Source organism: Altibacter sp., assembly GCF_019913785.1.
Classification (GTDB): domain Bacteria; phylum Bacteroidota; class Bacteroidia; order Flavobacteriales; family Flavobacteriaceae; genus Altibacter.
On sequence record NZ_JAIOHK010000039.1, the window covers coordinates 1 to 23,660 of the forward strand.

Genomic DNA, 23,660 nt, shown 5'->3' on the forward strand with positions numbered 1-23,660 from the left:
CTCTTTAACACCTTGGCGCAGCTGCTTCAGAAAGAAAAAAGGGATGCATCGAAAAAAAGTCAGCCCACAACCCAAGGATTTGAAGTAATTCTTTCAGAAACAAAAACCGCCGAGAAGGTGGATGTTCAGTTTGAATTGGAGCGAAAAATAATCGAGTTGCTATTGTTGTATGGAAATATAGAAGAAGACTTTGAGGACCTTATCCTCGAGGCAGATGAAAAAGGGGGAATTGCTTTTAAACCGGAAATCGTAAAAGCGAAGGTGTTTGAAAAGATTTACCTAGACCTTCAGGAAGATGAAATTGAATTTGCCAATGAGAGCTTTAAGGGAGTGTATTACGAACTTATTACAAAGCTAAATCTGGACGAGGAGTTTCAAATTAATAATTTGGTCAACGAATTAGACCCTGAAAAAGCAGCGACGATTAGCCATATCTTAATGGAAGAGGAAAAGTATCAATTGCACAATTGGGAAGGGAAGGAGATCTACGTAAAAGAAAAGGATCAGAGTATTCCGCAGTTGGTGAGCGAAACTATTTTGAATTTAAGAAGACATCTGGTGTCGTTAAAGATTGTAGAATTGGCGGCAGAATTGAAAATGGAAGGAAACGAAGAAAGGCAAACCTTACTTGAACATATACGCGATTATAATACACTTCGAACGGTGCTTTCAGAAAAACTTAACAGGGTATTGTAATTACCCAAACTGAAACATTCTGGACTGATGGATAAGATCGGCCAAATTGTCTACTTTTAATTTTTTTAACAAACGGGTCTTGTAGGTGCTTACTGTCTTTTCATTGATATTAAGCGCATTTGCAATGTCTTTATTTCGCTTCCCACTTGAGAGTAAATTAAGTACTTCTATTTCACGGGAAGAGAGTTTCTTATAGCGACTTATCGCACTAGTTTCACCTACATTTCGGCTGGTAAAGGTAGAGGTAAGTTCTTCGTTTAAGAAGATACCTCCTTTGGCAATCTGTTTTAATGCTTTTAAGAAAACTTTTGTGGAAGCGGTTTTGGGGACATATCCTGCGGCACCCGATTTAATTGAACGCAAGGCATAAATCTCTTCCGGATGGGTAGAAAAAATTAGAACGCGCATTTTTGGAAATTCCGTTTTAATACTTCTCAAGGCATTGATACCGTTTATATGTGGCATGTCGATCTCCATGATTAGGATATCCGGTTCGGTATCTTGTAAACACTTATATAATTCGTCTCCATTATTCGCTTTACCGATAATGGAATAATTAGCGTTCTTTTTTAGCATACACGCTATGCCCTTGCGCGTAACCGGATGATGATCTGCAATAAAGATTTTCTTCATTTTATAGTCTTTTTGTAACAGAAAGACACTTAAAACAAACAACTGCTTGAAGTGTGAGGTTTTTGTAATATTTATACTACAAATCAAATCTAAAAAAAAGATAAATCACTTCGGATTAATTTCGTTCAACTTCATGAAAACTCGTTAAATAACGGTTATTCTTTTAAAGCTGTAGGAATTTCACAGACAGGAATAGGGGTCATCTTGTGTTGGTTGGCTTTATTCAGTTTTGTGTAAAGATCAAAAACGGTCTTTTCACGCCCCGAAAAAGAGGCGCTTTTTCTTCCGGTTTCCAGCATATTCATGGCCCATTCTAATTCGTCATAACTCGCGCCAATTTGGTCTTCATCCGTACGACTATCTCCAAAAAGGCCATCGGTTGGAGCTGCTTTTAAAATAGACGGAGAAATATTCAAATTCCGTCCAATTTCATATACCTCACTTTTTAGCAGAGACGCTATCGGACTTACATCCACGCCGCCATCACCATATTTTGTAAAGAAACCTACTCCAAAATCTTCCACTTTATTACCGGTTCCGGCAACAAGGTAGCGATGTAGCCCCGCAAAATAGTACAGGGTGGTCATGCGCAATCGAGCCCGGGTATTGGCCAGACTTAGGTCTAACAGCGTATTGTCTTTTGAGAAAGGAGCTTGTTTTTTAAATGCTTCAAAAACGGGGGTAAGATCCACCCGTACATCGGTCACATTGGCAAAGCTATTTTTAAGTTGCGCAATGTGGTCCTGAGCACGTGTCACTTGGCTTTGCGCTTGATGAATTGGCATTTCAACACAAAGTGTAGGAAGTCCGGTGCGCGCACAAAGGACAGAGGTAACAGCAGAATCTATACCACCACTCACACCTATCACAAATCCATCCATTTTTGCATTGACAGCATAGGTTTTAAGCCAATTTACAATGTGATCCACTACTTTTTCGGTCTGCATTTTATGTGGTTTATGTGTTTATAATAATACCTTTGCAAAACAAAAGTAAGTTAAAAGTAAAATTTACAAAAGGGAATGACGTTAAACACTTGCCAAACTGTTTCTAATATGAAATATTACATCGTTCTATTACTTATTTTTGGATTTTTAGGATGTGATTCGAAGTCGGGGCTTGAGAAAGAAATTGACATGATTCCCGTGGATGTCACGATCAAACGTTTCGATAAGGTGTTTGGTGCTTCAGGGCCTTCAGACCTTCCAAGACTAAAACAAGAGTATCCTATTTTTTTTCCTGAACAATACCCGGATAGTATCTGGGTGTCGCGCTTACAGGATACGCTGCAGCAACAATTACATCAGGAAGTAGAAAAGAAATTCCCCGAAGAAACCGTCATGGAAGAAGAACTTATGCATCTTTTTCAGCATATAAAGTTTTATTTCCCGCAGTTTAAGACTCCGATAGTCTATACAACCACCTCCGATGTGGATTACAAAAACAAAGTGATTGTTGCCAACGATTTGCTCATCATCTCATTGGATACCTATTTGGGGGAAACACATCCCTTTTATGAAGGAATTCAGCAGTACTTAGTTAAAAATTTCAGAGCGTCTCAGATTATCCCGGATGTTGCCAACGAATATGCGCGACAATTGGTGTCACATCCACGGCAGCGGTCACTCTTAGCACAAATGATCTACTACGGAAAACTGCTCTATTTGAAAGATTTATGGCTGCCTGATGTACCCGATAACGAAAAAATTGGGTATACCAATGAGGAGTTTACTTGGGTAGGCGACAACGAAGTAGAAATGTGGCGTTATTTTGTTGAAAATGAACTTTTATATAGCACCGATGCCAAGTTACCGCCTCGTTTTATTAATCCGGCGCCATTTTCTAAATTTTATCTGGAAATAGACAACGAATCCCCGGGAATGACGGGGCGTTACCTGGGATGGCAAATCGTGCGATCCTATATGGAAAATAACCCAACCACTGTACAGCAGCTGCTTATCCAGGATGCTGAGGAACTGTTTACAAATTCAAAATATAAACCAAAAAAATAATGGCAAAGCATACTTCAGACATAAACATAAAAGTTTCACTAGACGAAAATAAGATTCCTGAAACACTGAAATGGACGGCAGAAGATGGTGGGGTTTCAAACGAAGAGGCCAAGGCCATTTTTCTGTCGGTTTGGGATCATAAGAACAAGGAAGCCCTGCGTATTGATCTTTGGACCAAAGACATGCCGTTGGACGAAATGAAGATCTTTTTTCACCAAACCTTGAGCGCCATGTCCGATACATTTCATCGTGCGACCAATGACGAAAAAATGACCGCTACCATGCGCGATTTTTGTGATTATTTTGCTGAAAAATTAGAACTTAAAAAATAATGGATCGACTCCTTTTTGTATACAACGCCAATTCGGGTAAGATGAATGCCGTCTTGGATAGTTTGCATAAAATCACAAATCCTTCCACCTACAATTGTAATCTATGTACCATCACTTTTGGGGTTTTTACCGAAGACGATTTGTGGAAAACGTTTCGGGAGAATTCGCCCTTACAACTGGAGTTTTATCACAGAGATGAATTTAAAAAGAAATTCAATTCGAAATGGCTTTCAAAATTCGAGTTTCCGATAGTTCTTTCTGAAAAAAATGGTGAGTTTGAGGTGTTTATCACTACGGAAGAATTAAATGGATTTACCACTTCCGAAGCACTCATCGAAGCAATTATGAAGCGTGCAACTCCTGATTGACCGAGTCGATATACCGAAGCAACTCATCTCGTCCCAAAGTATTACTTGCCGAAGTCGCGAAATATAAGGGCATTTCTTCCCAGGTTTCCAACATTTTCTTACTATAGGCTTCGATATTGCGTTTTAATGCGTTGGGCTTTAATTTATCTGCCTTGGTAAAGACGATTCCAAAGGGAATTTGATTTTCCCCCATCCAATGCATGAATTCCAAATCGATGGGTTGCGGCTCGTGGCGACAATCCACTAAAACGAAGGCCATCACCAGTTGTTCTCTTTTGCTGAAATAGTCGGTAATAAATTTCTGAAAGGTCTTCTTTGCACTTTTTGAAACCCTGGCGTAACCATAACCCGGTAAATCGACCAGATACCAGTTTTTGTTTACTAGAAAATGATTGATCAATTGCGTTTTTCCTGGACGACCACTCGTTTTTGCCAAGCTCTTTCGCTGCATTAACATATTGATGAGGGACGATTTCCCAACATTCGATCTGCCGATAAAGGCATACTCTGGAAGTCTATCTTTAGGGCATTTGGCAACATCGCTGTTGCTCATTATAAATTCTGCCGATTTGATCTGCATGCGGTAAAATTAGTAGTTTCGCTTCTGTAACCAGGCGTAAAGTAGGTCGTTGAATTCATCGGGATGTTCCATCATGGCAGCATGTCCACATTTTTCAATCCAAAACAAGTCCGAATCGGGAAGCAATTCATGAAATTCCTTGGCAACTTCGGGAGGCGTTACGTTGTCATTCTCACCCCAAATAATACAGGTAGGTGTCTTCATTTGAGGAAGGTCCTTTGACATATTATGCCGAATGGCACTTTTTGCAATGGCAAGTGTCCGTATTAACTTGTTGCGATCGTTCACTGCGGCGTATACCTCGTCTACTATTTCTTTTGTGGCTACTTTTGGATCGTAAAAGACATTTTCAGCTTTTTTCTGAATGTAATCGTAGTCACCTCGTTTGGGATAGCTTTCTCCCATGGCGCTTTCGTAAAGACCCGAACTTCCTGTAATCACTAGCGCTTTAATCTTTTCGGGGTAAAGTTTGGTGCATAAAAGTCCAATATGACCCCCCAGAGAATTTCCAAGTAGAATTACCTCTTCAAACCCCTTGTGGTCGATAAATTCGGACACATATTTTGCAAAATTCTTGACATTGGTCTTTATCAAAGACATTTTGTAGATGGGCAATTCGGGAATCAAGACCTTATACCCTTTTGGAGGGAAAAATGACGTTACTCCATCAAAATTACTCAAGCCGCCCATAAGTCCGTGAAGCACAATAATTGGTGTGCCTTCCCCCAATTCTACATAGCTGAATTTTCCTTCTTTCTTAAGTTGATTCGTCATTCCGGTTAATGCAATTAGCAATGGCAAAAGTACATAAATTTATTTCACCGATTCAATTAATAATTTACGTATCAGCTTGAAAAATCGTTTCTGTTGGAAACAGTCAGTGGTAAAACTTATCAACATTGTGGTAAAATGTGGTAAAATGTGGTAAAAGTTCTTTATATTTGAATCTAAAATTCACCAAAACAAACCTCTTAATGCTCAACCTAATAGGGACATACGAGTGCAAAGCAGATGTCAAAGGAAGGCTTATGGTGCCCGCTCCTCTGAAGAAGCAACTCACTCCGGTAATGACCGAAGGCTTTGTGATTAAACGGGCAGTTTTTCAACCCTGCCTAGAAATGTATCCTATGGACCAGTGGAATGCATTAATGGGTAAGATGGGGGAGCTCAACCGCTTCAACCGCAAGAACAACGATTTTATCAGGCGTTTTACCGCCGGTGTCAAAACGGTCGAGCTGGATGGAACCGGGAGATTATTGATCCCAAAGGACCTCTTGTCCTTTGCGGGAATTTCTAAAGATATAGTAATCTCATCGGCGATCAATATTGTTGAGATTTGGGATAAAGTTAAATACGAACAGGCCATTGACGATGCTGCCAATGATTTTGCAGATTTGGCTGAGGAAGTAATGGGAGATGCTAGTGATACTGCTAATGGAATATCATAAACCGGTATTATTAAAAGAAACGGTAGACGGTTTAAACATCCAGCCCAATGGGGTTTATGTGGATGTTACTTTTGGCGGCGGGGGACACGCCCGTGAAATTTTAAGCAGGCTTGGAGATACAGGGAAGCTCATCGCTTTCGATCAAGATAAAGACGCGCTTAGGAATGCTATCGACGATCCTAGGTTTTTATTGGTTAATGAAAACTTCCGCTTTCTTAAGCGCTTCTTACGATTTCATGGATATCGCCAAGTAGACGGAATTTTAGGCGACTTTGGTGTCTCTTCACATCAATTTGACGAAGCTGAACGTGGATTCTCTACCCGTTTTGAAGCCGATCTCGATATGCGGATGGATCAGAATAGCGCGTTTTCGGCCTTTGATGTAGTAAATAAATACGAGGAGTCTCAACTACGCAACGTACTGTTTCAATATGGCGAACTAAAAGCTGCGACCGGGATGGCAAGAAGTATCACCGAAGCCAGGTTGCATAAACCCATCAAAACCAGTGAGCAGTTGAAAAAGGCGTTAGGACGTTTTCTTCCGAAGCACAAGGAGAATAAGATCTTGGCGCAAATCTATCAGGCCATTCGAATTGAAGTAAATCAAGAATTGGAGGCCTTGAAGGAGTTTTTGCTTCAAACACCCGAGGTTTTAAAACCCGGCGGAAGATTGAGTTTGATTTCCTACCATTCTCTGGAAGATCGATTGGTAAAACGCTTTATGCGAAGCGGACTATTTGAAGGAGAACCCGAAAAGGATGTCTTCGGAAGAGTAGAGGTTCCTTTTAAACTTGTGGGGAAATTTAAAATCCCTTCCGAAGCAGAAATAAGAGACAACAACAGGGCGCGTAGCGCAAAACTGCGTGTGGCCGAAAAATTATAATGAAAAAGAATTTTTACAATATCGTAAAAGGAAAGTTTTTGGTAAGCGATGATGCGTTCAAAAATTGGCGCTTTATCATTTTCCTATCGGTGTTGGCCTTGATTATGATCGCAAGTTCGCATAGCGCCGACAAAAAAGTTCATCGTATAGCTCAGTTAAACAACGAAGTAAAAGAGCTGAAAAGTGAATATGTAGATGTGCGAATGCGGCTGATGCAAACGAAAATGGAAAGTAAGATTATAGCGGCTATGGCCAAGCGGGGTTTGGAACCTTCGGTTACGCCCCCGCAAAAAATTAAGATAACAACTAAAGAATAGTACGGTGCCCATAGCTGAAAAGAACATATTAAACCGCTTGTATATTGTCGCCGGATGTATGTTCATCTTCGCGATAGCGGTTGTGGTGCAATTGGTTAAGATTCAGTTTGCTGAAGGGGATAAATACCGTGAACTTGCCTTAAAAAACACAACCAAAAACTTCGTAATTCCTGCCAATAGGGGCAATGTATATGCCGATGACGGAAGCCTATTAGCTACGTCGGTGCCCAAATACGATATCCGGTTCGACGCTGTAACCGTTACTGCCGAAGATTTTAAGACACAGCTGGTGCCACTTTCCAAGGAGCTAGCTAAAATGTTTGGAAAGCCGGCTTCTTATTACCAAAATAACTTCCGAAAAGCACGCGCTCAAAAGAACCGCTATATGCTGGTAGTAAAGAATTTAGGCTATTCAGATTATATAAAAGTGAAACAAATGCCGCTCTTCAATCTAGGACCTTATAAGGGCGGGATAATCGTTGACCAGCGAACTGTGAGAGAACATCCCATGGGAAAGATTGCTGAACGCACTGTTGGGAATCAGCGAAAGGATAAACCCGGATATTATTCAGTGGGCTTGGAAGGGGCCTTCGACGAATTTTTACGCGGAAAAGAGGGCAGGAGACTAAAGCAGAAGATTGCAAAAGGACAGTGGAAACCTGTGTACGACGATAATGAAATTGAGCCGATGGATGGGTACGATATTGTTTCGACCATCAATGTGAATATTCAGGACATCGCACACCATGCCTTGTTGAAGCAGTTGGAGTATTATGAAGCCGAACACGGCACTGTTGTGGTTATGGAGGTTTCTACGGGTGCTATAAAGGCGGTTTCCAATTTAGGACGAACAAGCGATGGTACCTATTACGAAAAACTGAACTATGGGGTTGGTGAATCCCACGAGCCGGGCTCTACCTTTAAAGTCATGGCCTTAATGGCTGCTTTGGAAGATAAGGTGATCGATACATCGACCGTCATAGATACCAAAGAAGGGGTAAAAACTTTCTACCGCCGTAAGATATACGATTCGCATCGCGGGGGTTATGGAAAGATTTCGGCTGCGAAGGCCTTAGAAGTCTCTTCGAATATTGGGTTGGCGACTCTTATCGACGAGAATTATGCTAAAAACCCTAATAAATTCATCGACCGACTAAAAAGCTGGCACCTCACTGAAAAAACGGGAGTTGCTATTAAAGGCGAGGGCATACCATTTATTCCCGAGCCGGGGCATTCAAAATGGAGTAAAAATGCGCTACCCTCCATGGCGTATGGCTATAATTTACGACTTACGCCGCTACAAACCTTGACCTTTTATAACGCAATTGCAAATAATGGGGTTATGGTGAAACCTAGATTTATTCAGGAAGTTCGGGCGTGGAATAAAAAGGTGGACGTCTATGGTACAAAAGTAATCAACCCCAAGATCTGTTCTGAAAAAACAATTAAAGAAATACAGGCAATTCTAACAAATGTAGTTAAAAGAGGTACCGGAAAATCTTTGTATTCGGCTGATTTCTCGATGGCCGGAAAAACAGGAACAGCACAGACCGAGTACTGGATGGCCGATTGGCAAAGCAACCGACGTTATGTTTCTTCTTTTGCGGGTTATTTTCCAGCTGAAAATCCGAAATATTCATGCATTGTGGTTATTCACAAACCCAGTATTAAGAAGGGGTATTACGGAGCAGACGTCTCGGGTCCAGTGTTTAAACGAATTGCGCAAAAGATTTTTACCGATGCTCCCGAAGTGATCGAAATTGCCAATGTGGATAGCGAAGACGCCCTAATTAAGCATGATTTTGAAAACTATTTTGCCAAGGTGCAAAAGCAATATAAGAAAATTCCAAATGTGACCGGAATGGCTGGAATGGACGCTGTTTCATTGTTAGAAAATTTAGGACTTAAGGTGAAATTGATTGGAAATGGAACGGTGTCAGATCAATCAATTCCACAGGGGGAACCACTAAAAAAAGGAAGTCAAATTGTTTTAAAATTATCGTGATTCTATTAAAGGACATACTCTATAAAGTAACTATCGAGAAGGTGGTGGGAAATACGTCTGTGGCGATCCGAAATATTGCTTTCGATTCCAGAAAGGTGGGTTTGGATGATGTTTTTGTGGCAATTAAAGGAACGCTTTCCGATGGACATCGGTTTATTAAAATGGCCTGTGACAAAGGAGCTATTGCCATTATTTGCGAGGAACTTCCTGAAACAACCATCAATGGAATTACCTATGTACAAGTAGCAGATTCCCAAAGAGCTTTGGCGTATATGGCGGCCAATTTTTATGACAATCCTTCGGAGACCTTGAAATTGGTAGGTGTGACCGGAACCAATGGTAAAACAACAATTACTTCCTTGTTGTATCAGTTGTTTACCGCTGCAGGATATGAGGCCGGCCTGCTTTCTACAGTGAAGGTAATGGTTGGAAAAACCCAATACAATACAACTCATACCACGCCGGATTCGCTCACCATAAACAGGTTTTTACGCGAAATGGTAGACGCTGGCATCGAATTTTGTTTTATGGAGGTAAGTTCGCACGGTATTCATCAAAAACGAACCGAAGCCTTAAAATTTGCAGGGGGAGTTTTTACGAATCTATCCCATGACCATCTGGATTATCACAAGGATTTTGCCGAATACCGGGATGTTAAAAAGACATTCTTCGATATGCTGCCTAAAAGTGCCTTCGCACTGGTGAATGTAGATGATAAGAATGGGTTGGTAATGCTTCAAAACACCCATGCCAAAAAATATACCTATGCCTTAAAATCATATGCAGACTATAAGGCGCAGATTCTCGAAAATCAGTTTACAGGTCTTTTGCTGAAGATCAATAACAACGAGCTTTGGGTAAAACTGATAGGCAATTTCAATGCGTACAATATGTTGGCGATTTATGCAACCGCCGAATTGCTGGGTTTAGAATCTTTAGAAGTGCTTCAATTAATGAGTACGCTGGAAAGTGTGGATGGAAGGTTTCAATATACGGTTTCTGAAACCAATATTACCGCCATTGTCGACTATGCACATACACCCGATGCATTAAAAAATGTATTGGAAACCATCAATAGCATCCGCACCGGAAACGAAGAGGTGATTACCGTTGTGGGTTGTGGTGGTAATCGCGACGCAGAAAAGCGTCCGGCCATGGGCAATATAGCCGCCACCTTGAGTACCAAGGTAATTTTCACAAGTGATAACCCCAGGAGTGAAGATCCCGAAACGATCATTTCACAGATAGAAGCCGGAGTTTCTCCAGCACATTTTAAGAAGACCTTATCGATTTCCGATAGAAAGCAAGCCATCAAGACCGCTTGTCAAATTGCATCACCTGGTGATATTATTTTGGTGGCCGGAAAAGGTCATGAGACCTATCAGGAGATCAACGGGGAGCGCTTTGATTTTGACGATTTTAAAATAGTGAATCAACTTATTCATGCCCTAAATAAATAGCCTATGCTGTATTATTTGTTCGAATATTTAGAAAAAATGTACCAATTGCCGGGGGCGAGTTTGTTTCAGTTTATAACATTCAGAGCCTCTCTGGCAGTCATACTTTCACTATTTATCGCCACCGTATACGGAAAAAAGATCATCAAATATTTACAGAAGAAACAATTGGGTGAAACAATTCGAGATTTAGGATTGGAAGGGCAAAATGAAAAGGCCGGAACCCCTACAATGGGAGGTGTGATCATTATTCTTGCCACGATCATACCGGTGCTCTTATTCGCCAAATTAGAAAATATTTACGTCATCCTGTTATTGGTCACCACGCTGTGGATGGGTACCATTGGATTTATTGACGACTATATAAAGAAGTTTAAAAACGACAAGGGCGGGCTGGCCGGAAGGTATAAGGTAGTTGGGCAGGTTGGACTTGGTATCATCGTGGGTGTGACCATGTTCTTCCATCCGGATATCACAGTAAAGCGACAGAAGATTAAATCGGTAAACGACACAGAGGTCATCGCACAAAGTGGCGTCCGGGAGTTTTATCCTGAAGAAAAGACATTGTTAACCACCATCCCTTTTGTGAAAGGCAACGAGTTTAACTATGAACGATTGATCACCTGGGCCGGAGATGATTATAAGAGCTATGCCTGGCTGATTTTTATACCCATCGTAATCTTTATCATAACCGCCGTATCTAACGGGGCGAACCTTACCGATGGGATAGACGGTTTGGCGGCCGGAACTTCGGCCATCATCGCAGTCACACTGGCCATCTTTGCATGGGTGTCGGGGAATGTGGTGTTTTCAGATTATTTGAACATCATGTACATACCCAATACAGGCGAAATGACCATTTTCATTATGGCGTTTACAGGAGCACTTATTGGATTCTTATGGTATAATGCGTTTCCGGCTCAGGTGTTTATGGGGGATACAGGTAGTTTAACCATAGGTGGAATTATCGCTGTGATCGCAATTGCCATTCGGAAGGAATGGCTCATTCCTATTCTCTGCGGAATTTTCTTAATGGAAAACCTCTCGGTGGTCATGCAGGTGAGCTGGTTCAAGTATACGAAGAAGAAGTATGGAGAAGGCCGAAGGATATTCAGGATGTCTCCGTTACACCATCATTATCAAATAAAAGGATTTCACGAGAGCAAGATTGTTACCCGATTTTGGATCGTGGGCATATTTCTCGCGATTTTAACGATTGTGACTTTAAAAATTAGATAGACGTGGCAGAACGACTGGTCATATTAGGTGCCGGAGAAAGTGGAGTGGGAACGGCCATTTTAGGAAAAAAGAAGGGGTTCGAGCTGTTTGTTTCGGACTTTGGAAAAATAAAAGAAGCATACAAACAAGTTCTTATACATCATGAGATTGAATGGGAAGAAAGTGGTCATTCGGAAGAAAAAGTGCTTTCAGCAAACCTAATAATGAAGAGCCCGGGGATTCCCGAAAAGGCGCCTATCATAAAAAAGCTCAGAGAAAAAGGAGTACGGATTATTTCTGAAATTGAGTTTGCCTCAGCCTACACCGAAGCTACCATCGTTGGAATTACGGGAAGTAATGGAAAGACCACCACGGCTACTCTTGCGTATGAGTTGCTTAAGCAAGGAGGGCTCAATGTGGCGCTTGGAGGCAATATCGGAAAAAGCTTTGCCGAGCAGGTTTCGGAAGCGCGCTACCAACATTTCGTATTGGAGCTAAGTAGTTTTCAATTGGACGGCATCGAGTCATTTAGACCACACATTGCCGTGCTAACCAATTTAAGTCCGGATCATTTGGATCGGTATGAATACAAATATGAAAACTATATCGCTTCCAAATTCAGGATTGTAATGAATCAGACGAAAGATGATTATTTCATCTATGACGCCGATGATGAAGAAATTGACAAATGGCTTCAGAAGCATCCCATAAAATCTCAACTACTGCCTTTTTCAGTAAAAAAAGAACTCAAAGAAGGAGCATATATAAAAGACAATAACATAATTCTAACAATACAAAATACAAATCTCACTATGTCAATCGCAACACTTGGATTACCAGGACAACACAATTTGAAAAACGCAATGGCGGCTTCTACTGTCGCTACCTTGCTAAAAATTAGGAAAACTACCATTCGGGAATGTTTAGAGAGCTTTCCGGGCGTAGAACACCGCTTGGAAAAGGTGTTAAAAATTAACAAAGTACTCTATATCAACGACTCAAAGGCGACCAACGTCAATGCCACTTTTTATGCATTAGACAGTATGGAGTCACCTACCGTTTGGATTGTTGGTGGAGAAGACAAAGGAAACGATTATACCGAACTTTTACCGTTGGTCAATGAAAAAGTGAAGGCGATTATTTGTTTGGGTGTAGACAATCAAAAGATAATAAATGCCTTCGGAAATGTAGTTGAACTTATGATTGAGACCGAATCGATGAAAGACGCTGTGCAAGTGGCTTATCGATTGGCAGATCGTGGAGATAATGTGTTGCTGTCTCCCGCCTGTGCCAGTTTCGACCTATTTGAAAATTATGAAGACAGAGGCCGCCAATTTAAAGACGCTGTGAGGAACTTATAATATATGAAAACCATTTTTCAACATATACAAGGGGACAAAGCAATTTGGGCAGTAGTTGCGCTACTGGCATTGTTTTCTTTCTTGCCGGTTTATAGTGCCAGTAGTAATTTGGCCTATTTATACGGCGACGGAAGTACACTTCCTTTTTTGTTGAAGCATTTTGCGCATTTATTACTTGGGTTTGCCATATTGTACGGGGTTCATAAAATTCCGTATCACTATTTTAGAGGGTTGTCTATCATTGCATTGCCTATTGTTATTGTGTTGTTGATTATCACCTTATCGGAAGGTGCTACCATTGACGGGGCAAATGCTAGTAGGTGGATACGAATTCCTTTCGTGGGTGTTACCTTTCAGACATCGGTATTGGCTTCGGTTGTTTTGCTTACCTATGTCGCCAGATATCTGTCCCGTATAAAGGATAAAGACGTTACCTTCAAAGAAACCTTGTTGCCGCTTTGGGTACCTGTATTTTTAGTATTGGGATTGATTTTACCCGCCAACCTATCCACCGCTGCCATCATCTTTGCCATGGTTGTTATGCTGGTATTCGTTGGAGGTTATCCTTGGAAATACATGATGATAATTTTAGGCGCAGGCGCCTTGATGCTCACCCTATTTGTGTTGACCGCCAAGGCATTTCCGGGAGTGTTTCCAAACAGAGTGGATACTTGGATGAGCAGGATCGATAATTTTACAAACGATGAAGATACAGAGGCTGACTACCAAATTGAAAAGGCGAAGATTGCCATTGCCTCAGGAGGAATTACCGGTTTAGGCCCGGGAAAAAGTATTCAGAAGAATTTCTTACCCCAGTCTTCCTCCGATTTTATATACGCAATCATAGTAGAGGAGTTTGGACTGTTAGGGGGGCTATTTTTATTGTTCTTGTATCTGTTCTTGTTATTTCGGTTAGTGATCGTCGCCTATAAGGCCACTTCGGTCTTTGGGAGGCTGTTGGTCATCGGTGTTGGACTGCCTATAGTATTTCAGGCACTGATTAATATGGGGGTTGCTGTAGAATTATTTCCGGTAACGGGAAAAACACTGCCGCTTATAAGTAGTGGAGGAAGTGCTATCTGGGTAACCTGTATGGCATTGGGCATGGTTTTGAGCGTCAGCGCAAAACGAGAAATTGTAAAAAAGGAAAGTCAGGAAGAAAATCCATTAGATATTTTAAGTGAGGCCATATAGATTTATCATATCAGGAGGTGGAACCGGGGGTCATATCTACCCGGCAGTCGCTATTGCGAATGAATTAAAATTGCGTTTTCCCAATGCTGAATTTTTATTTGTAGGGGCCAAAGATCGGATGGAAATGGAAAAGGTGCCTCAAGCCGGTTATAAGATTGAAGGCTTGTGGATTTCGGGTTTGCAACGAAGCCTGAGCGCAAAAAATTTAGCATTTCCGATAAAACTGGTTTCCAGTTTGCTGAAATCGGGAAAGATCCTTAAGAAGTTTAAGCCCGATGTGGCCATAGGGACCGGAGGTTATGCGAGCGCTCCTTTGTTAAAAGTGGCTTCAAACAAGGGGATTCCTTGTCTTATTCAGGAGCAGAACAGCCATGCGGGAATCACCAATAAATGGTTGGCCGGGAAGGTGCAGAAGATCTGTGTTGCCTATGAGGGAATGGAGCGATTTTTCCCGCGGGAAAAGATGGTAATAACCGGTAATCCGGTACGGCAGGATCTGTTGGAGATCAATTCAAAGCGAGAAGAAGCTATTCAATTCTTTAAACTGAACAGCGATAAAAAAACATTATTGGTGCTGGGAGGAAGTTTAGGCGCTCGAAAGATCAATGAGTTGATTGAAAAGTCACTTCCGCTTTTTGCTGAACACAACTTGCAAGTGATCTGGCAGTGTGGGAAGTTTTATGAAGCCGCCTATATGCAGAAAACAACCAATCTAGTGCAGATACATGCTTTTTTAAACAGGATGGATCTTGCCTATGCTGCTGCAGATATGATTATCTCCAGAGCAGGGGCTTTATCTGTTTCAGAATTGTGTTTGGTAGGGAAGCCGGTGGTATTCATTCCCTCCCCAAATGTGGCGGAAGACCATCAAACCAAGAACGCCTTGGCAATTTCAGAAAAACAAGCAGCGTTATTACTAAAGGAAAGTGAACTGGACGAGCGGTTTAAAACAGAATTCGTAGCACTATTGCATTCAGAAGAAAAACAGCGAATGCTCGGAGAAAATATAAAGAAACTGGCAAGACCCAATGCTACAAAAGCCATTGTAGCCGAAATTGAAACCTTGCTGAAAATTTCTACATGAAGGATATTAAAGACATACAGCACTTCTACTTTGTAGGCATCGGCGGAATAGGCATGAGTGCCTTGGCGCGCTATTGCAAACTATTGGGGAAGTCGGTGTACGGTTATGATAAAACACCTTCCGAGTTAACCGATCAACTGATCCTGGAAGGTATTGAAATAATTTCTACAGACAGTGTTTCTGCCTTACCTGATGCCATTCAAGCTAAGGAAAATTCATTAATCGTTTATACTCCCGCGATTCCAAAGGCGAGTGAAATCTTAACCTATTTTTTAGCTGAAGGCTATTCGGTAGTAAAGCGTGCTACCTTATTAGGCGAAGTCACCAAAAATAGCGTATGCCTTGCTGTGGCGGGAACACATGGTAAAACAACTACTTCGGCCATATTGGGTCATTTGATGGCTGCTTGTGATATGCCTGTGACTGCTTTTCTAGGTGGGATAGCCGAAAATTACAATTCAAATTTTATCAGCAAGGGTACCGAAATAACCGTTGTCGAAGCCGATGAGTTTGACCGTTCTTTTCTAACATTACGGCCCGATATTGCCTGCGTCACGTCTATGGATGCCGATCATTTGGATATTTATGGTGATGCCGCTACGATCGAAGATGCCTTTAAAAGCTTTGCAAAATTACTGCCGAAAAAAGAAAACCTATTATACAAGAAAGGACTTCCGCTGGAAGGACAATCGGTTGCCGTAGCCGAGGAAGCCGATTATGAAGCACAAAACGTGCGCATCGAAAACGGAAGCTATGTGTTCGATCTAAAAACTCCGAATGAAACCATAAAAAATTTAGTGTTTAATCTCCCCGGACATCATAACCTACACAATGCGGTAACAGCTTTGGGCATGGCCATTCTTTCCGGAATCCCAACACCGGGTCTGCCCGAAGCTTTACAATCGTTTAAGGGAGTACAACGACGCTTTTCATATCGCATTAGGCGAGATGATTTGGTGTTGATCGATGATTATGCACACCATCCCACCGAAATTGATGCCCTGTACCAAGCCGTGACCGAAATGTACCCGGCAGATAAAAAACTGATCGTCTTTCAGCCGCATTTGTTCAGTAGAACAAGAGATTTCGGACAGGGATTTGCAAAAAGCCTTTCTCAGTTCGATGAGGTGATCTTGTTAGAAATTTATCCAGCAAGGGAAGAACCTATGGAGGGTATAAGTTCCAAATGGTTGCTAGATCAGGTTTCGGCATCAGAAAAGCAATTGGTTTCTAAAGGCAATTTACCTCAAAAAATAAAGGAGTCGGATTGTCGTATAAAACTCATGGTAGGAGCAGGAGATATAGGTGTAGAAGTGACTAAACTAACAAAAATATTGAACGATGCGAGTTAACTGGGGCTTCTTTAAATTTTTAGTTTTGACGGCGTTGATCGTGTTCCTTTTCAGCTTTACAAAAAAACGAAATGAAACACGAAAAATCACCAAAATAGATATCGAATTTTTGGATGAAAACGACCCATTTATCACACTTCAGACGGTTAATAAATTGTTAATACAAAATAGTGATAGCCTTACGAGTATCGATAAAGAAACTTTAGTTTTGAAAGAGATGGAGGACAGGCTCTTGAAAAACCCTATGATTCGTGATGCTGAGGTTTTTATGACGGTTGACGGGTTGTTAGGGGCGAAAATTGAACAGCGAAACCCTATTGGGCGGGTTGCCGCTTCGCCGAATTATTACCTGGATTCTGATGGAAAGAAGATGCCGCTGTCGTTAGTCTACTCATCAAGAGTACCGATAATTACCGGATCGTCGGCTTCAAATTTTAAAGAAGTAACGCCGCTGCTATTAAAAATTAATGATGATCCGTTTATGAAAAAGAGCGTCGTTGGTTTGCATGTTAACAAAGATGGCACCATCGATTTAAAGCTGAGAAAGCATGATTTTAGGGTACAGTTTGGACGACCGGAAATGATAGAAAAGAAATTTCAAAATTTTAAAGCTTTTTATAAAAAAACACAATTGGACAGTACGCTTACAGGATATAGCTTGGTGAATTTAGAGTTTGATAGCCAGGTGGTAGCCACAAAAAAATAAGGAATGGAAAACGATAACATTGCGGTAGGATTAGACATTGGGACCACCAAGATTGTCGCCATGATTGGGAAGAAAAACGAATATGGCAAAGTAGAAATTTTGGGTATTGGGAAGTCCAAAAGTTTGGGGGTGCATCGAGGTGTGGTAAATAATATCACCCAGACCATCCAATCCATTCAACAGGCGGTGCAAGATGCCGAAACTTCTTCGGGAATGAAGATTGAAGATGTCATCGTGGGTATTGCAGGACAACATATTAGAAGTCTTCAACACAGTGATTATATTACTCGAAACAACAGCGATGAGGTCATCGATGAAGACGATATTGATCGGTTGTGCAATCAGGTTCACAAATTGGTGATGTTACCTGGCGAAGAGATTATTCATGTTTTACCACAGGATTTCAAAGTAGATGGTCAAGCAGAAATTAAAGAACCTATAGGGATGTATGGCGGCCGATTGGAAGCCAATTTTCATGTGGTTGTTGGTCAGGTTTCCTCCATCCGAAATATTGGTCGATGTGTGAAAAGTTCTGGTTTAGAACTTTCCGGAATTACCCTAGAACCTCTGGCTTCGGCAAATGCGGTCTTAAGTCAGGAAGAAAAAGAAGCAGGCGTTGCCCTAATTGATATTGGGGGTGGGACCACCGACCTGGCAATTTTTAAGGATGGTATTATTCGGCATACTGCCGTAATTCCTTTTGGTGGAAATGTAATTACCGAAGACATCAAGGAAGGCTGTTCCATTATAGAAAAACAAGCAGAATTGCTTAAAATTAAGTTTGGTTCGGCTTGGCCAGGCGAAAATAAAGACAATGAAATAGTTTCTATTCCCGGATTGCGAGGAAGAGAACCAAAAGAGATTACACTTAAAAATCTTTCGAAGATCATTCACGCACGCGTGGTAGAGATTATTGAACAGGTGTATTTGGAAATTAAGAATTACGGTCACGAAGAGCAAAAGAAAAAATTGATTGCGGGGATTGTCCTTACCGGAGGAGGTGCGCAATTACAGCATATAAAACAATTGACCGAGTATATTACCGGCATGGACACGCGTATTGGCTACCCAAATGAACATTTGGCGGGGGATAGTGATGCGGAAGCGACCAGCCCTATGTACGCCACGGCAGTTGGATTAGTGTTGAATAGATTGCAGGTCAAGGCTCGTTTTACACAGGCCAAGCCTTTTAAAGAAATGGAAGCTTCGAAGATGACGAAGGAAGAAGCGATGAAGCAGGAAGCAGAGGAAGAAATAGAAGAAACACCAAAGGAGCGTAAACGCTTTTTTGATAAGTGGGCGGAAAAATTTAAAGAGTTTTTGGATAACGCCGAATAAGAAACAAATTGATATAAAAGCGCCCTAATGAAAATTTCGGCAAAAAAATAGATTATAAAACCTCACAAAACCAAACATATGAGCAGCAAAACTGAATTTGACAACATTTCATTCGATCTGCCAAAAAATCAATCCAATGTGATTAAGGTCATTGGCGTTGGTGGTGGCGGAAGCAATGCCATTAACCATATGTTCAGCCAAGGCATTAAGGGTGTTGACTTTGTTATTTGTAACACAGATGCACAAGCTTTGGAGAACAGCCCCGTCCCGGTTAAGATACAATTAGGAATGTCTTTAACAGAGGGACTAGGTGCCGGAGCCAACCCTAAAATTGGAGAGCAATCGGCCGTGGAGAGCTTCGAAGAGATTAAGAATATGTTGTCTACCAATACCAAAATGATCTTTATTACCGCCGGTATGGGAGGTGGAACAGGCACGGGTGCTGCACCTATCATTGCAAAAATGGCGAAGGAAATGGATATCCTTACGGTGGGTATCGTGACGATTCCGTTTCAGTTTGAGGGGAAAATTAGAAACGATCAGGCGCAGATAGGGGTTGAAAATTTACGCCAAAATGTAGATTCTTTGGTTGTCATCAACAATAATAAATTACGCGAAGTCTATGGGAATCTTGGATTTAAAGCCGGGTTTTCAAAGGCCGATGAGGTATTGGCAACGGCTGCACGTGGAATTGCCGAAGTAATTACACATCACTATACGCAAAACATCGATTTACGCGATGCCAAAACCGTTTTATCCAACAGTGGGACGGCTATTATGGGAAGTGCAAATGCCACAGGAGATAACAGAGCACAGATTGCCATTAGCAAAGCATTGGATTCGCCCTTATTAAACGATAACAAAATTAGAGGAGCCAAGAACGTACTACTTTTAATTGTTTCGGGCAGTGAGGAAATTACCATCGATGAGATTGGGGAAATCAGTGATTATATTCAGGATGAGGCCGGGCATAGCGCTAATATTATCATGGGGGTTGGCGAGGACGAAAGCTTAGAAGGTTCCATTTCGATTACGGTTATTGCTACAGGCTTCAACGCCGAACAGCAGCATGAGATCGTAAATACCGAGTCCAAGAAGATCATTCATACGCTGGAGGATGAACAACGAGCCGAACAGGTGTTAACGGCCAAGCCAACGGCATCTTCGGTAGAACTGCCAGTACAAAGTACCACCGCACCGCAGGTGGCGAAGAAAGAAAAGGTGGCAGGGCCTATTATTAAGCATACCTTGTTTGAAGACGATGACAAGGAAGCCGAAAAAGCACAATTGGATGTACCGTTTGAGGGGTTTATTAAAACTTCCGAATTGATCAAGAATTTGGACGTCACCTACGAGGCGATAGATATTCATCATTTGGCCGAATTTGAGCAAGTTTTTATCAACGAAATCGATGTGAATGATTTTGTAATTGTGAAGCCGAATGCAAAACCCAAGGAGGAGGAAATAATTATTTCTGAAGTTGAATTTGAAGCAGACGAAGAAGTGGTCGATGTAAAAGCTTCAAAAAAACAGGAAGCATCCGTTATTGAGACTCCTTCAGAAAGTGAAGAGCAGATCCTTATGTTCGATCTCCCGGTTTTGGATACTTCCGAAGCAAAAAAAGAACAGAAGAAAGCAGAGGAAGCCCCTGAAATTATGACGTCACGTATCGAAGAGATCGAGGTAAAGGACCATGTAGAAGTGGTGCCTGTTACTGAATTTTCGGGAACGGGTGTGAAGCGATATAGTTTGGACGACTATCAGGAAATGGAAACCATGCTGAACGAAGCAAAGCCTTCGAAAGTAAAGCAGGAAGAAGTAGACGAAGAGATTGTTTTTGAAAAAAAGACCATCGAGGCTCCCGAAGCACCCGAGCCGGATGTCAATGAACCTGTCGATCCGCTCAATGCGCCTATTTCAAAAATTCTCCGTGACCGTACCGAGGAGCGTAAAAAGACAATGAAGGACTTTAATTATAAGTTTAGAAACAGCGCTTCGAAGATTGATGAGATTGAAAAGCAACCGGCTTATAAGCGCATGGGAATCGATTTGGACGATACCAATAAAACCGATACCAATATGTCGCGAACCTCTGTAAATACAGATGACGATGACGATATAGAATTGCGATCCAACAATTCATTTTTACACGATAATGTAGATTAATCCAAACTGTAACACGTTGAGATCCGAATGTTTTTTAAAGGGCATTCGGATTTTTTTTACACCAAAACAACTTTTGCAATACGAGTAGATTGTCTATCTTCGCATTCTATTTAAAAATAGAAAAATGAGCTTACAAGACCAGGTAATGGAAGCCATGAAAACGGCGATGAAAGAAAAGAATACGGTGGCGTTACAGGCATTGCGTTCGGTTAAATCGGCTATTTTGTTGGCACAGACAGAAAGTGGGGCAAAAGCCGAAATATCTGAGGATGAGGAGATCAAATTATTGCAGAAACTGGTAAAGCAACGTAAGGATAGTGCAGCCATTTACAATGAACAGGGACGAGCCGATTTGGCTGAACCTGAAATAGCAGAGGCCCTTGTCATTGAACAGTTTTTACCGGAACAGCTGAGCGAAGAAGAAGTCGCAAAGATTGTTGATGAGGTAATTGCGCAGACAGGAGCTTCCTCTATGAAAGATATGGGACAGGTGATGGGGATGGCCAATGCAAAACTAGCCGGAAAGGCAGATGGAAAAACGATCTCTACTATTGTGAAATCGAGACTTTCTAACTAAATAACACTAAATAAAAGAGGCCGCGTAGTTCAACTGAATAGAATATCAGATTTCGGCTCTGAGGGTTGGGGGTTTGAATCCCTCCGCGGTCACTACAAGCACTAAGTCCTGCAACCAAGGTTGCAGGACTTTTTGTTTTCCGAAGAAATGGAAGCTAGGCTTCCACATTTTGGAGGAAAACAAAAAGCGCAACGCCTATGGCGTTGTGGACTTAGTATTTGCAAAGGGGATCGTTGTAGGGATCTGTAATCCCTTTTTCACGGTTTTGATTCAGCTCTTTTAGCAAATTCACCGCGATTGCTTTCTTTTAAAAGAGATAGGATAAAACAAACCTGACTTATATCATATTATAAGGGTAGAGCGGCTACTATCTTTGGAATCAAAGGGTTCGATACACCATGGCGGCTTCACTTCAAATATTTCAGAAAACGAAAGCATTCTTTATTGAAATAGGGGATATCTCCTTTTTTGCGCTGCGCTTTTTCAAGGAAGTATTCACCAAGCCTTTTGAGTTCAAGGAATTAATGCGGCAGTGTTATCACATGGGTAACCGATCCCTTTTGTTGGTAGGAGTGACCGGTTTTATCCTCGGATTGGTTTTTACCCTTCAGTCCCGTCCTACTTTGATGGAATTTGGAGCCGAATCCTGGATGCCGTCCATGGTGAGTATTTCGATCGTACGGGAGATTGGTCCGGTTATTATTGCGCTTATCTGTGCAGGGAGAATAGGTTCGGGCATTGGTGCCGAGTTAGGGTCGATGCGTGTTACCGAACAGATTGATGCTATGGAAGTATCGGGTACAAATCCATTTAAGTATTTGGTGGTGACTCGTATTGTCGCTACGACACTCATGCTGCCGCTTCTAATAGTTTTCGGCGATACTATTGCACTGATTGGCTCTGCCATTGTTGAAAATTTAAAAGGGGCCGTTTCGTATCAGCTGTATTTCAATCAGGTGTTCGATGCCTTAAAATTTAGTGATATCCTACCCGCTACGGTAAAATCGTTCTTTTTCGGATTTGCAATTGGTTTGATAGGATGTTATAAGGGGTATCATTGTAAAAAGGGAACAGTAGGTGTAGGAGAGGCCTCCAATTCGGCAGTGGTTTATACCTCGATGTTACTTTTTGTGATTGACTTTATTGCAGTGTTTGTTTCCGATATATTTTTTGAAGTCTGATGAATAAACCTACACACATAAAACCAGTTTTAGAATTGAAAGGCCTTCAGAAGAGCTTTGGGGACAATCATGTGCTTAAGGGGTTTGATCTTCGGCTTTTTGAAGGAGAAAATCTCGTGGTGATGGGGAAATCGGGTTCAGGGAAATCGGTTATGATAAAGTGTTTGGTTGGATTGCTGCAGGCCGATGGAGGTAGTATTCATATTCGGAATCACGATATCACCACCTTGGGACAGAAAGAGCTGGATGTGTTACGTACGGAAATCGGGTTTTTATTTCAGGGCAGCGCTTTGTACGATTCCATGACCGTCCGGGAGAATTTGGAGTTTCCCTTGCGAAGACATAAGGCAAAGCTCAACATCACCGAAACGAACGAAGTGTTGGTGTTGGAAGCGTTGGAGAGTGTGGGATTGGCGCATGCGATCGACCTCATGCCCGAAGAGCTTTCAGGGGGAATGAAACGTCGTGTTGCATTGGCCAGAGCGCTTATTTTAAAGCCAAAAATTATTCTGTATGATGAGCCAACAACCGGCCTAGACCCAATCACTTCAAACGAAATTATACAATTAATGCGAAGCATTCAGAAAAAATACGGTACCTCTTCTCTTATCATTACGCATGATGTAGATTGTGCCCGTGTTATTTCCAACCGAATCATTTTATTGATTGATGGAATAAATTATATCGAAGGAACCTATGAGGAACTTATTCAATCCAATGATCCAGAGGTGAAAGCCTTTTTTAAATCGTAA

At 41.6% G+C, this 23,660-nt stretch carries 23 protein-coding genes, 1 tRNA gene and 1 pseudogene; 21 read left to right on the top strand and 4 right to left on the bottom strand.

Features of this window, described 5'->3' with window-relative positions:
- Positions 1–696 (top strand): annotated as a pseudogene (locus tag K8F54_RS06510) (DNA primase); the annotation flags it as partial.
- Here K8F54_RS06510 and K8F54_RS06515 read toward each other — a convergent pair.
- The gene (locus K8F54_RS06515) at positions 697–1,329 is read right to left on the bottom strand and encodes a response regulator transcription factor (RefSeq protein ID WP_290788723.1); all 633 of its coding nucleotides are present in this window, start codon (positions 1,327–1,329) and stop codon (positions 697–699) included.
- Positions 1,330–1,484: 155 nt separating this feature from the next.
- The gene (gene nadE / locus K8F54_RS06520) at positions 1,485–2,276 is read right to left on the bottom strand and encodes an NAD(+) synthase (RefSeq protein ID WP_290788725.1); all 792 of its coding nucleotides are present in this window, start codon (positions 2,274–2,276) and stop codon (positions 1,485–1,487) included.
- Positions 2,277–2,384: 108 nt separating this feature from the next.
- Between nadE and gldB the strand changes: the two genes are divergently transcribed.
- Genes gldB through K8F54_RS06535 form a run of 3 tightly spaced genes read left to right on the top strand, consistent with a single transcriptional unit; the run spans position 2,385 to position 4,041 of the window.
- Positions 2,385–3,341, top strand: coding sequence for a gliding motility lipoprotein GldB (gene gldB / locus K8F54_RS06525; RefSeq protein WP_290788730.1), 957 nt, complete (start codon positions 2,385–2,387; stop codon positions 3,339–3,341).
- Positions 3,341–3,673: a gliding motility protein GldC gene (gldC, locus tag K8F54_RS06530; protein ID WP_290788735.1), complete on the top strand. Its 333-nt coding sequence runs from the start codon at positions 3,341–3,343 to the stop codon at positions 3,671–3,673. Before gldB ends, gldC begins: the two co-directional genes overlap by 1 nt.
- On the top strand, positions 3,673–4,041 hold the full coding sequence (locus K8F54_RS06535; RefSeq protein WP_290788738.1) for a GTPase: 369 nt from the start codon (positions 3,673–3,675) through the stop codon (positions 4,039–4,041). Before gldC ends, K8F54_RS06535 begins: the two co-directional genes overlap by 1 nt.
- Here the strand turns inward: K8F54_RS06535 and yihA are convergent.
- Positions 4,016–4,621 (bottom strand): ribosome biogenesis GTP-binding protein YihA/YsxC, encoded by a 606-nt coding sequence (gene yihA / locus K8F54_RS06540; RefSeq protein WP_290788741.1) that lies wholly within the window; start codon positions 4,619–4,621, stop codon positions 4,016–4,018. The genes K8F54_RS06535 and yihA overlap by 26 nt on opposite strands.
- Positions 4,622–4,630: 9 nt before the next feature.
- On the bottom strand, positions 4,631–5,395 hold the full coding sequence (locus K8F54_RS06545) for an alpha/beta hydrolase (protein ID WP_290788812.1): 765 nt from the start codon (positions 5,393–5,395) through the stop codon (positions 4,631–4,633).
- Positions 5,396–5,595: 200 nt separating this feature from the next.
- Here K8F54_RS06545 and mraZ point away from each other — a divergent pair, with 200 nt between their 5' ends.
- From mraZ to K8F54_RS06630, 17 genes are all read left to right on the top strand, one after another.
- Positions 5,596–6,069, top strand: a complete 474-nt coding sequence (gene mraZ, locus K8F54_RS06550; RefSeq protein WP_290788744.1) for a division/cell wall cluster transcriptional repressor MraZ — start codon at positions 5,596–5,598, stop codon at positions 6,067–6,069.
- Positions 6,056–6,952, top strand: coding sequence for a 16S rRNA (cytosine(1402)-N(4))-methyltransferase RsmH (rsmH, locus tag K8F54_RS06555; protein ID WP_290788747.1), 897 nt, complete (start codon positions 6,056–6,058; stop codon positions 6,950–6,952). The genes mraZ and rsmH overlap by 14 nt, the downstream gene beginning before the upstream one ends.
- The gene (locus tag K8F54_RS06560) at positions 6,952–7,269 is read left to right on the top strand and encodes an FtsL-like putative cell division protein (RefSeq protein WP_290788749.1); all 318 of its coding nucleotides are present in this window, start codon (positions 6,952–6,954) and stop codon (positions 7,267–7,269) included. Before rsmH ends, K8F54_RS06560 begins: the two co-directional genes overlap by 1 nt.
- A gap of 4 nt (positions 7,270–7,273) precedes the next feature.
- Positions 7,274–9,274, top strand: a complete 2,001-nt coding sequence (locus K8F54_RS06565; protein WP_290788752.1) for a penicillin-binding protein — start codon at positions 7,274–7,276, stop codon at positions 9,272–9,274.
- The gene (locus K8F54_RS06570; protein ID WP_290788755.1) at positions 9,271–10,734 is read left to right on the top strand and encodes a UDP-N-acetylmuramoyl-L-alanyl-D-glutamate--2,6-diaminopimelate ligase; all 1,464 of its coding nucleotides are present in this window, start codon (positions 9,271–9,273) and stop codon (positions 10,732–10,734) included. Before K8F54_RS06565 ends, K8F54_RS06570 begins: the two co-directional genes overlap by 4 nt.
- Before the next feature lie 3 nt (positions 10,735–10,737).
- Positions 10,738–11,970, top strand: coding sequence for a phospho-N-acetylmuramoyl-pentapeptide-transferase (mraY, locus tag K8F54_RS06575; protein ID WP_290788758.1), 1,233 nt, complete (start codon positions 10,738–10,740; stop codon positions 11,968–11,970).
- 2 nt (positions 11,971–11,972) lie between these two features.
- Positions 11,973–13,310, top strand: a complete 1,338-nt coding sequence (gene murD / locus K8F54_RS06580; RefSeq protein WP_290788761.1) for a UDP-N-acetylmuramoyl-L-alanine--D-glutamate ligase — start codon at positions 11,973–11,975, stop codon at positions 13,308–13,310.
- Between the two features lie 3 nt (positions 13,311–13,313).
- Complete coding sequence (locus K8F54_RS06585) at positions 13,314–14,504, top strand: FtsW/RodA/SpoVE family cell cycle protein (protein ID WP_290788764.1); 1,191 nt, start codon at positions 13,314–13,316, stop codon at positions 14,502–14,504.
- Positions 14,491–15,588 carry an undecaprenyldiphospho-muramoylpentapeptide beta-N-acetylglucosaminyltransferase gene (gene murG / locus K8F54_RS06590; RefSeq protein ID WP_290788767.1) on the top strand — a complete coding sequence of 366 codons (1,098 nt, stop codon included), beginning with the start codon at positions 14,491–14,493 and terminating at the stop codon, positions 15,586–15,588. The genes K8F54_RS06585 and murG overlap by 14 nt, the downstream gene beginning before the upstream one ends.
- Entirely contained in the window at positions 15,585–16,940 is a 1,356-nt protein-coding gene (locus tag K8F54_RS06595) for a Mur ligase family protein (RefSeq protein ID WP_290788770.1), read from the top strand. Before murG ends, K8F54_RS06595 begins: the two co-directional genes overlap by 4 nt.
- Before the next feature lie 25 nt (positions 16,941–16,965).
- A complete protein-coding gene (locus tag K8F54_RS06600) occupies positions 16,966–17,646 on the top strand; it encodes a cell division protein FtsQ/DivIB (RefSeq protein WP_290788773.1) in 681 nt (226 codons plus the stop codon).
- Positions 17,647–17,649: 3 nt separating this feature from the next.
- The gene (gene ftsA, locus K8F54_RS06605; protein ID WP_290788776.1) at positions 17,650–18,984 is read left to right on the top strand and encodes a cell division protein FtsA; all 1,335 of its coding nucleotides are present in this window, start codon (positions 17,650–17,652) and stop codon (positions 18,982–18,984) included.
- Positions 18,985–19,062: 78 nt separating this feature from the next.
- Positions 19,063–21,150, top strand: a complete 2,088-nt coding sequence (gene ftsZ, locus K8F54_RS06610; RefSeq protein WP_290788779.1) for a cell division protein FtsZ — start codon at positions 19,063–19,065, stop codon at positions 21,148–21,150.
- Positions 21,151–21,274: 124 nt separating this feature from the next.
- Complete coding sequence (locus K8F54_RS06615; protein ID WP_290788782.1) at positions 21,275–21,727, top strand: GatB/YqeY domain-containing protein; 453 nt, start codon at positions 21,275–21,277, stop codon at positions 21,725–21,727.
- Between the two features lie 18 nt (positions 21,728–21,745).
- A tRNA-Arg gene (locus tag K8F54_RS06620) sits at positions 21,746–21,819 on the top strand.
- A gap of 306 nt (positions 21,820–22,125) precedes the next feature.
- On the top strand, positions 22,126–22,908 hold the full coding sequence (locus K8F54_RS06625) for an ABC transporter permease (RefSeq protein ID WP_290788785.1): 783 nt from the start codon (positions 22,126–22,128) through the stop codon (positions 22,906–22,908).
- A complete protein-coding gene (locus K8F54_RS06630; protein WP_290788788.1) occupies positions 22,908–23,660 on the top strand; it encodes an ATP-binding cassette domain-containing protein in 753 nt (250 codons plus the stop codon). The genes K8F54_RS06625 and K8F54_RS06630 overlap by 1 nt, the downstream gene beginning before the upstream one ends.

Bases quoted from the DNA above. Each gene is read 5' to 3' on its own strand.
- K8F54_RS06515 (WP_290788723.1), bottom strand. From the start codon at position 1,329: ATGAAGAAAATCTTTATTGCAGATCATCATCCGGTTACGCGCAAGGGC.
- nadE (WP_290788725.1), bottom strand. From the start codon at position 2,276: ATGCAGACCGAAAAAGTAGTGGATCACATTGTAAATTGGCTTAAAACC.
- gldB (WP_290788730.1), top strand. From the start codon at position 2,385: ATGAAATATTACATCGTTCTATTACTTATTTTTGGATTTTTAGGATGT.
- gldC (WP_290788735.1), top strand. From the start codon at position 3,341: ATGGCAAAGCATACTTCAGACATAAACATAAAAGTTTCACTAGACGAA.
- K8F54_RS06535 (WP_290788738.1), top strand. From the start codon at position 3,673: ATGGATCGACTCCTTTTTGTATACAACGCCAATTCGGGTAAGATGAAT.
- yihA (WP_290788741.1), bottom strand. From the start codon at position 4,621: ATGCAGATCAAATCGGCAGAATTTATAATGAGCAACAGCGATGTTGCC.
- K8F54_RS06545 (WP_290788812.1), bottom strand. From the start codon at position 5,395: ATGACGAATCAACTTAAGAAAGAAGGAAAATTCAGCTATGTAGAATTG.
- mraZ (WP_290788744.1), top strand. From the start codon at position 5,596: ATGCTCAACCTAATAGGGACATACGAGTGCAAAGCAGATGTCAAAGGA.
- rsmH (WP_290788747.1), top strand. From the start codon at position 6,056: ATGGAATATCATAAACCGGTATTATTAAAAGAAACGGTAGACGGTTTA.
- K8F54_RS06560 (WP_290788749.1), top strand. From the start codon at position 6,952: ATGAAAAAGAATTTTTACAATATCGTAAAAGGAAAGTTTTTGGTAAGC.
- mraY (WP_290788758.1), top strand. From the start codon at position 10,738: ATGCTGTATTATTTGTTCGAATATTTAGAAAAAATGTACCAATTGCCG.
- K8F54_RS06585 (WP_290788764.1), top strand. From the start codon at position 13,314: ATGAAAACCATTTTTCAACATATACAAGGGGACAAAGCAATTTGGGCA.
- K8F54_RS06595 (WP_290788770.1), top strand. From the start codon at position 15,585: ATGAAGGATATTAAAGACATACAGCACTTCTACTTTGTAGGCATCGGC.
- ftsA (WP_290788776.1), top strand. From the start codon at position 17,650: ATGGAAAACGATAACATTGCGGTAGGATTAGACATTGGGACCACCAAG.
- ftsZ (WP_290788779.1), top strand. From the start codon at position 19,063: ATGAGCAGCAAAACTGAATTTGACAACATTTCATTCGATCTGCCAAAA.
- K8F54_RS06615 (WP_290788782.1), top strand. From the start codon at position 21,275: ATGAGCTTACAAGACCAGGTAATGGAAGCCATGAAAACGGCGATGAAA.
- K8F54_RS06625 (WP_290788785.1), top strand. From the start codon at position 22,126: ATGGCGGCTTCACTTCAAATATTTCAGAAAACGAAAGCATTCTTTATT.
- K8F54_RS06630 (WP_290788788.1), top strand. From the start codon at position 22,908: ATGAATAAACCTACACACATAAAACCAGTTTTAGAATTGAAAGGCCTT.